This is a genomic window from Methylobacter sp. (assembly GCF_036845245.1).
Classification (GTDB): domain Bacteria; phylum Pseudomonadota; class Gammaproteobacteria; order Methylococcales; family Methylomonadaceae; genus Methylobacter_A.
This window is the reverse complement of the sequence record NZ_DAIUEH010000058.1, coordinates 23234-31610: the sequence shown is the minus strand read 5'-3', so window position 1 is coordinate 31610 and position 8377 is coordinate 23234. Positions and strand designations below refer to the sequence as shown.

Genomic DNA, 8377 nt, shown 5'->3' with positions numbered 1-8377 from the left:
TAACGCCAACTATAACCTATATCTAATGCTATTAATGCAATTAAACACTAGCATAGCGGCTAAGGTATACAGACTTGCCGGTAGCAAGACATTGAGGGCATTATCATGATTCTGGAATAGGAATCCGCCCGTTAAAGCAATCAGTCCGCCCCGCAGGATCGTCAGGCGGTTACCCCAGCCTAAATGACTATATAAAAGCGCTTCCGCAGTGGCTCGGTTAAGATCGAGTCGTCGCCAAATATGTTGGCAGATAAATCCCCAGAGCAAGCTTGCCTGAAGTAGCCATTGTCCAGCATTGCCCCAGTCCATCGTAATCCCTAAAAGACAAAACCCGATCAGCAGGATGCTGCAACCAAGCACTGCGATTACTTGCAGTTCATGTTTCATAAAATCAATTTCAAAATCATAGAGGAGGGTATAGGAAAAAGCACTATTAGCAATGTGGCCGGAAATCTATATCCCGGCGCTAATTAACACCTTTCACCAGCGAAAGCTTTTTATTGTTATTATGCCGCCTATTCAAACCTTAGAACAACTCATCGGCGAAAGTTACGCCTGCTTATTTTGCTTACGAGTGCAGTACGGAGATTTATAGATGGCGAAAAATGAAATGCTTGCTACGAACGTTTGGGGGCGGCGTATAAAAATCAGCCTGAACGTTTCAGCCCTGGTTTTCATTTTTATTGCACTGCTTATCCCCAACCGCATCAGTTCGATAACGCCATCAGCTTTTGCCTATTTTCCGCTGGAGGGGCTTTTGCTCGGGCTTGTTTTGCTTTGCCCTGGGCGTAGAGGTTTTGTTATCCGCACTATCGCATCCTTCCTGTTGGCGACAGGGATAATTTTCAAACTTGCCGATATGGGAACGTATCAAGCATTCGGCCGTCCGTTCAATCCTGTGCTTGACTCCCACTTCCTGGCAGATGGCATGAACCTTCTACAGGGAACCATTGGCCTGACTGGCGCTTTCATCGCGACGGCACTGCTGATTGCTCTAGTCGTTGGGATCTATCTGTTGGCGCATATGCTGCTTGGACAAGTCCAGGCATTGCTACAGTTAGCACCTAAAGTTTGCAGCACAGGACTGCTCGCAGCTTTGATTATCTGGACCGGGCTTTCATTCGTCGGCTGGCAAAGAGCATCTGCGCCATTTTGTGACTTGATGACCGAACATGTCAGCAACACCTTGAGCAGTATTGCCGATCTCAAGGCTTTTAGTGAAGTCGTTAATAACGATCCTTATGCATCTATGCCGGACGACAGTCTTTTTGACAAGCTAAAGGGTAAGGACGTATTGGTCGTGTTCATCGAATCTTATGGGCGCACCGTACTCGACCAAGCGGACTTTGCTGCCTCTATCCGGCCGGTTCTGGAACAAAGTAGCGCAAAACTTGCTGCTAAAGGGCTATTTGCCCGTAGCGCTTACTTGACATCACCCACCAACGGTGGAATCAGTTGGCTTGCCCACGGCACCTTGCTTTCAGGGCTGTGGATCAATAGCCAGACCCGCTACGACCGTCTGGTGATGAGTCAACGCCCCACGCTTAACCGTCTTTTTCAACGGGCGGGATGGCGCACCGTGGCGGTACAGCCGGCTCATACCATGGATTGGCCGCAAGGGAAATACTTCGGTTACGACCGGATTTATGCCGCGAAAGATTTGGGCTATCGGGGGCAGTCTTTCAACTGGATCACTATGCCGGATCAATATACGCTGTCCGCACTCCAGTCCCTGGAACGCAAATCAGGAGCACGAACTCCAGTGATGGCTGAGATTGCCTTGATCTCATCCCACGCACCTTGGACGCCTTTACCCCAACTCGTCGAATGGAATCAGGTGGGGGACGGCACTATCTTTAACCAACACCGGGTTGGGGACACGCCTGAGGTGGTCTGGCAAAATACCGAGCGTATCCGGGAGCAATATCGCAAATCCATCGAATATGCACTAGCCAATATTGTGTCTTACGCCATTAATTATGGCGACGATAATCTGGTCATCCTGGCATTAGGCGATCACCAGCCGGCCCCTTTTGTGGCTGGCGAGTCGGATAACCGCGATGTTCTCGTACATCTCATCAGCCGTGATTCTAAGGTAATGGATGCGGTGAAAGACTGGAGCTGGACAGATGGAATGCTGCCGGCCGGCAACGCACCGGTTTGGGGTATGGATAAAATGCGGGATCGTTTTATTGCGGCTTTTTCAAAGCAAACCACTGAGTTCGCTCAGTTAAATCAATAGAATTTTAGCAAGAAAGGCCGCGTCAAAATATTCTGACAGCCCACAGATGACCGGTTTAAAACCAGGATCAGACGTTCGCAGTACAAAATGTAAACGGCAGGAATAGGGCGAGTTGAGACTGCCTTGATCGACTGAAACCCGCTAAGGCTGAAGCTGTCTTTGCAAATTGCAATAACTTATACTCATTGAGTTCTAAAGAGAAAGTAAATGCCTACGCCCAGCCATGTCAAAAACAGTAGCAGCCAAGGAAGCCGGTGCTGCCGATAAATTATTATCTCTTGTATCTCATGATCATCCGACTCAATCGAAAGCTCCTTTTGACCTGATATTTTCTTAAGTTTTCTGTTCAAGTCTCGGGTTTTTTCTTTTTGCTGTTTTTTGTATAGATCAATTCCTTTTTGAATGCCTTGAGCAATCAACTTAGTTTGTTCTTTGGTTTGAGCGGGACGTTGAATTCCTCTGGCTATTTTCAACGCTTCCTCTTGAGTTTGCTGCGATGGCTTTTGATAACTGTTTTTAGTCATATATGGGGGTTGGTGGCGGTTGAAATTGGGCTATTTTGCAGTGGCAATGCAGGAACTTGTATGACCAATGCAGTTTGGGTCCAGATCATTAATTATCCATGTTTTTTATCTCATTATCCTAGTTAAAATTTTACCGGCACGTGCGGTCAGATTTCGTTCGGCATCAACAATAAACTCCGTCTATACAAAATCAGGACACCCTCGAATCAGGCATTAGATACTGTTCCAATTGCACTTCGTAGCTGAATCCGCCTATAATTTCGAACAAGTGATTTTTCCATGACATTTAAGCCACTCAAGGATAGGCGGCTGATTAAGTAACAACGGATAAATAGGAACGCCCTTGCTTTCCCCCTTAGCTTGACCGTTTTACATCACTTAAATGAAAGCGCTTAACTTTTTCACTCCAAACTGGCCGAGCCACTATAGTAATCATGATCGATCTTGCCATCATTCTGCTCTCTTATACCGGCGTCAGGCTTTATGAAGAACGAAAAAAAACCAAAAAACGAAAAGAGCCCCCCAAAACAGCGAATGAACTGGAAGTTATCCCGCCCACAAACACGCCTGAGCTAACGCAAAAAGAGCAGCAGCACCGTAATAATGTCATGAGCGGCGTCACGCTGGGGGCCGCGACCTTGCGCGCGTTAAACCCCGCCCCAGTATTTGCCCTGTTAGACATCGCCTCTTATACCTACACCATGTTCCCTTTTTACCGCCGGGTCGAAACCGCGGTAAAACAGCGCCTGATTAAAGAACATAAAGTGGACAGCTATTTACTGATGGGCTTGGGCAATGTTTTGTTGATAGGGACGGGCCGCTATTTTATCGCCGCCCTGGGTCTGGGCTTGGCCTATATCGGCGAAAGCATTATTACCAAAGCCACAGACACCGCCCAACAAAATCTTCACGACCACCTTTTTGAGCAACTGTTCGATCCCAACCAAAAAGTCTGGATTATTCAGGACGGCGTTGAGTGGGAAGTTGCGTTGGAATATGTCCGACAAGGCGATATTTTAGTGGTAAAAGCCGGTGAAGCTATCCCGGTCGACGGCGTGGTGGTTGAGGGCATGGCCAGTGTGGACCAGCATGCATTTACCGGCGAATCCTATCCTGTCGAAAAAGGCGTCGGCGAAGCCGTTTTCGCATCCACCTTGATGCTGACCGGCAAGCTTCAGATTAAAGTTGAAAAGTCCGGTCGGGATACCACCATCGGCAAATTGAGCGATATTTTAGACCACGCATTCCAGGGTAAAACAGCCATTCAATTGCGCGGCGAACAGTGGGCGGAAGCAGCTAACCTGCCTTTTTTAGTGCTTGCCGGCGTCGGTCTCGTTTTCTCCGGCCCGACCGGCGCGATGGTGATTCTCGAAGGCAACACCGTCCAGGCCATTCGTCTGCTCGGCCCCTTGGCCACCATCAATTACCAGAGCGTTGCCTCCTCCGAACATATTTTAATTAAACAGGGTCAACGCCTCGAACAAATCAGCAGTATCGACACCCTGCTGTTCGACAAAACCGGCACCTTGACCGATGGCGAGTTGAATGTCAGCGCTATTCATGTCGTCCATGCCGACTTTCAGCACTCCGATATCCTGTTTTATGCGGCCTTGGCCGAACACCAACTGACCCACCCCATCGCCAAGGCCATCATACAGCACGCCGCTTCGGCGGGTTTGGATATCAACAATCTCGATGACATAGAATACCGCCAGGGCTTTGGCATTGTCGTGCAATATAATGCCCGCACCATCCACGTCGGCAGCGCCCGTTTTATGGTTGCAGAAGGCATTGCCATCCCCGATTCGGCGCAAAAATTACAGACCGCCATCCATCAGCAAGGCCATTCCCTGGTGATGGTTGCCATTGATGGGGACGTTGCCGGCCTTATTGAATTGCAGGCGACATTACGGCCCGAAGTACAAGCCGTTTTTAAAAGCCTCAGAGAACACGGCATCAAACATATCGGCATCGTTTCCGGCGACCATTTTGCCCCCACCCAAAAATTAGCCGAACAGCTGAATGTTGACAGCTTCTTCGCTGAAGTATTGCCTGAAGATAAGGCCGGCATTGTTAAACAGTTTCAAGCCGAAGGCCGCCGTGTTTGTTTTATCGGCGATGGCGTCAACGACACCATCGCCATGCGCCAGGCCGATTTGTCCGTTTCATTGCGAGGCGCGACCACACTGGCCATCGATGTCGCGGATATTATCCTCACCAATTCCGACCTGAACAGCCTATGCGAACTGATGGTGCTGTCTGAAAAACTGGAAAATAACCTGAAGCGGGGGCTTCGGATTTGCTACACCGGCATGGGCATCGTTCTGGTCGGTACCGTGTTCGCTAATATTAGCGTCCTGACCTCCATGTGGGTCCATTTCGTATTGGGAACCGGCGCTATCGGCAACGCCATGTTACCGTTGCTGGAAATCAACAAAGACAATGCCGGGGACACAGCGGAACATCCTGATGCCGACACCCATCCCGTATCGGCTACCACAGGACCGGCCGTCCCAGCCGATGACGACCCGGTCGAAGTCTCTCCCGGCCCGACAAACATAACGAAATATCAATCAGCGGCTTAACGTATGTCCGAATCATCTCCCGCACTGGTTATCGCAGGTGCCGGCGCCACAGGCATTGCCTGCGCGCTGGCCGCCGCCCGGCAAAAAATCCCGGTGCGATTGCTGGAACAATCAGGGCAGCTTGGCGGCACCGTGACCGGCGCCTTGATTCATACCCTAGGCGGCTTTTTTGATGACCGGGGCGATGTCCTTAATTCGGGCCTGTCGGAAGAACTTATTGATCGACTGGTGGAGGCCAGTCCTTTTACCTGCAAGCGGCGTATTGGCAAAACCTGGGTTTTAAACGTAGACCCTACTATTTATCAACAGGTTATTAGCCGTTGGCTTGACGAGTATCCCGCTATTAACGTCTGTTACCAAACCAGCATTAACCATGCCGCTATTAATACCCAGCGTATTGATGCAGTCACGGTTAGCAGCAATGGGCAATCCCGTACGATCAATACGCTGGCAGTCATCGATGCCACGGGCCGGGCCGATATTGCACGCAGTATCGATTCGCGCCTGGTCACTGAGGGTTCGGCCTTAGCCGGATTGATCGTGCAACTTGGCGGCGTTAGCCCAGGTATTTTGGACTTTCCCAAAGGCCTCGCGCTATTACGGCATATTCGGAAGGCAACCGAAAACCATGAACTACCGGCGGAATGCGCTACGTTATGGCTTGATGGCGGCGTTTATCCTGAAGAGATTTATGTAAAATTTAATTTGCCGGCAAAAAATTATGACCACGCGCATATGCTGACCGTGGTCAATCAACTTGTAGCCTTTCTTCAGGCGCGGCCTGGTTTTTCCGAAGCCTTCATCAGCCGCCATGGCCAGTTGGGTATTCGTGACGGGGGGCGCGTATACGGCGATTACACGCTCACCGAAGCCGATCTCAAACAAGGTCGACACTTTGATGATGCGGTATGCCGCGCCGGTTGGCCGATTGAATATTGGCATCCGGAACACGGGGTCAGCCTTGATTACTTCCCACCCGGCCACAGCTACGAAATTCCGTTAAGCGCGCTCAAAGTCAGTGGGTTTACTAATTTTTTTGCGGCCGGAAAATGTTTTTCAGCGGAACCGCGCGCCCAAGCCTCGGCACGGGTGGTCGGAACTTGCTGGGCAATGGGGGAAGGTTTGGTTAACGCGCACTTTGGGAACTCATAACATGACACTGAATCTGGCTGAAATATTCTTTCAACAAGCGGCGCTAAGGCCGGAACATCGTGCAATCTTGGGTCCGGATGAAGACGCCTCAATCAGCTACGGCGCCTTGCGAGAACACATTCAAACCCTGGCGGCACAGTTACTCGCTGCAGGCCTCCATCCCGGCATGAATATCGGCTTGCACTATCCCGGCGGCCAAGCCTACATTGCCTTGACCTACGCATTGTGGGCCTGTGGGGCGTGCGTCACCCCGATTCCGATGGAACTGGCTACCGAAGAAAAACAGCTGATTTTCCAGCATATCGCGATTGACGCGGTCATCTCCACAGCCGACTGTACGCTGTTTGCCGCACATGCTGTCGGAGCCGCGATACCGTTAGCGGAACACGCCTGCTTACTAAACCTTAAAGTCTTACGAACACGACCCGTAGCATTGGCTAGACTGAATCCGGCTTTCATCCGCTTTACCTCGGGCACCACGGGCGAGGCCAAAGGCGTGATTCTGTCCCATGAAACCATCTTTGCCCGCATCCAGGCCGCCAATCAAGGCTTGCAGATCGACGCCAACGACCGCATTATTTGGCTGTTATCCATGGCCTACCATTTTGCGGTGTCCATCGTGGCTTATCTTAGCTTTGGCGCCACCATCATCTTGTGTAAGAACAGTTTCGGCAGCACGATTTTGCAAGCCGCCAATCGTTACCGTGCCAGCCTCATTTATGCGGCGCCGACGCATTACGAATTGATGAGCCACGACCGCAGCGATCAAGCCCTGCTGGACCTACGCCTGGCGATCGTGACCACCGCTTACCTGCGTCCCGACATTGCCGAAGCTTTTTATCAGCGTTTCGGCATCGCGCCCCATGAGACTTACGGCATTATTGAAGTGGGCCTGCCGGCGGTAAACCTTGACGCGCCCAAAGAAAAACGCGGTTCGGTCGGCAAATTATTGCCCAGTTACAGCGTCACACTGGATTCGCCCGATGAAAACGGCATCGGCGAAATTATGCTTTGTGGCCCTGGGCTATTAGATGCGTATTACCAGCCCTGGCAAGCGCGCGCCGATATCCTCAGCCAGCACGGAGGTTGGTTGGCGACCGGCGATTTGGGCTTCATCGATGAGGACGACTATCTGTTCATTGTCGGTCGCAGCAAAGAAATGATCAGCGTTGCCGGCATGAAATTTTTTATCCGCGAAGTTGAGACGGTGCTGGAGCGTCATCCCGCGATCCAGGCCGCCTGCGTCTTTGCCGTCAAATCGCGCCGCTTGGGCGAAACCCCGATCGCCCACGTCGTGCCGGCCGCTAACCAGGAGCCGCCCGATGACGCCGAACTCAAAGCCTACTGCGGCGAACATTTGGCCGGTTACAAAATCCCCGACCAATTTCACTGGGTTGAGAGCTTGGCCCGTACCGCCAGCGGCAAATTGATCCGCAATACCGAAAAATTATTGACCACTCAACATACCAAAATCCTATGAACCTACCACAGCAGCTACGTGAACACATTATTAACCACTACATCAAAGACAAAGCGCCGGACGGTTTTAATGACGATGACAACCTGATCGATCAGGGCCTCCTCGACTCCTTGGCCATCATGAACTTGATTGTCTGGCTGGAAAAGCAGGCTGCGATTGAGTTTGACGAAGGCGACATCGTGTTGGAAAACTTCAGTTCCGTGAAGGCCTTGCTCGATTTTGTGCGGCGAAAATGTGCGGTTAGCTCAGACGATTGAAGATTATTAAGTTAGGTAAGCAACAGTTTTTTAACTAAATGTGAAAATAACTCCATGTCCCTCATGAGCTTCATGGAAACTAAAAATGTTAAAGACTTTGAACGTCTACTTACCACACTGACATTAACGTATTTAAG

7 protein-coding genes are annotated in these 8377 nt (G+C 50.7%); 5 read left to right on the top strand and 2 right to left on the bottom strand.

Annotated features, from left to right (window positions below):
* Positions 1 to 9: 9 nt before the first annotated feature.
* Positions 10 to 387: a hypothetical protein gene (locus V7051_RS20635; protein ID WP_333878234.1), complete on the bottom strand. Its 378-nt coding sequence runs from the start codon at positions 385 to 387 to the stop codon at positions 10 to 12.
* Positions 388 to 595: 208 nt separating this feature from the next.
* On the opposite strand from V7051_RS20635, the gene V7051_RS20630 reads away from it, so the two are divergent.
* Positions 596 to 2242, top strand: coding sequence for a sulfatase-like hydrolase/transferase (locus V7051_RS20630; protein WP_333878232.1), 1647 nt, complete (start codon positions 596 to 598; stop codon positions 2240 to 2242).
* Between the two features lie 182 nt (positions 2243 to 2424).
* Here the strand turns inward: V7051_RS20630 and V7051_RS20625 are convergent, their stop codons facing one another.
* Positions 2425 to 2766 (bottom strand): DUF2956 domain-containing protein, encoded by a 342-nt coding sequence (locus V7051_RS20625; protein ID WP_333878230.1) that lies wholly within the window; start codon positions 2764 to 2766, stop codon positions 2425 to 2427.
* 434 nt (positions 2767 to 3200) lie between these two features.
* On the opposite strand from V7051_RS20625, the gene V7051_RS20620 reads away from it, so the two are divergent.
* Genes V7051_RS20620 through V7051_RS20605 form a run of 4 tightly spaced genes read left to right on the top strand, consistent with a single transcriptional unit; the run spans position 3201 to position 8240 of the window.
* Entirely contained in the window at positions 3201 to 5351 is a 2151-nt protein-coding gene (locus tag V7051_RS20620) for a heavy metal translocating P-type ATPase (protein WP_333878227.1), read from the top strand.
* Between the two features lie 3 nt (positions 5352 to 5354).
* Complete coding sequence (locus tag V7051_RS20615; protein ID WP_333878225.1) at positions 5355 to 6503, top strand: FAD-dependent oxidoreductase; 1149 nt, start codon at positions 5355 to 5357, stop codon at positions 6501 to 6503.
* Position 6504: 1 nt separating this feature from the next.
* Positions 6505 to 7983: a class I adenylate-forming enzyme family protein gene (locus V7051_RS20610; protein ID WP_333878223.1), complete on the top strand. Its 1479-nt coding sequence runs from the start codon at positions 6505 to 6507 to the stop codon at positions 7981 to 7983.
* Positions 7980 to 8240 carry an acyl carrier protein gene (locus tag V7051_RS20605; RefSeq protein WP_333878221.1) on the top strand — a complete coding sequence of 87 codons (261 nt, stop codon included), beginning with the start codon at positions 7980 to 7982 and terminating at the stop codon, positions 8238 to 8240. The genes V7051_RS20610 and V7051_RS20605 overlap by 4 nt, the downstream gene beginning before the upstream one ends.
* Positions 8241 to 8377 lie beyond the last annotated feature (137 nt).

Coding starts and splice junctions, on each gene's coding strand:
- V7051_RS20635 (WP_333878234.1), bottom strand. CDS start 387: ATGAAACATGAACTGCAAGTAATCGCAGTGCTTGGTTGCAGCATCCTG.
- V7051_RS20630 (WP_333878232.1), top strand. CDS start 596: ATGGCGAAAAATGAAATGCTTGCTACGAACGTTTGGGGGCGGCGTATA.
- V7051_RS20625 (WP_333878230.1), bottom strand. CDS start 2,766: ATGACTAAAAACAGTTATCAAAAGCCATCGCAGCAAACTCAAGAGGAA.
- V7051_RS20620 (WP_333878227.1), top strand. CDS start 3,201: ATGATCGATCTTGCCATCATTCTGCTCTCTTATACCGGCGTCAGGCTT.
- V7051_RS20615 (WP_333878225.1), top strand. CDS start 5,355: ATGTCCGAATCATCTCCCGCACTGGTTATCGCAGGTGCCGGCGCCACA.
- V7051_RS20610 (WP_333878223.1), top strand. CDS start 6,505: ATGACACTGAATCTGGCTGAAATATTCTTTCAACAAGCGGCGCTAAGG.
- V7051_RS20605 (WP_333878221.1), top strand. CDS start 7,980: ATGAACCTACCACAGCAGCTACGTGAACACATTATTAACCACTACATC.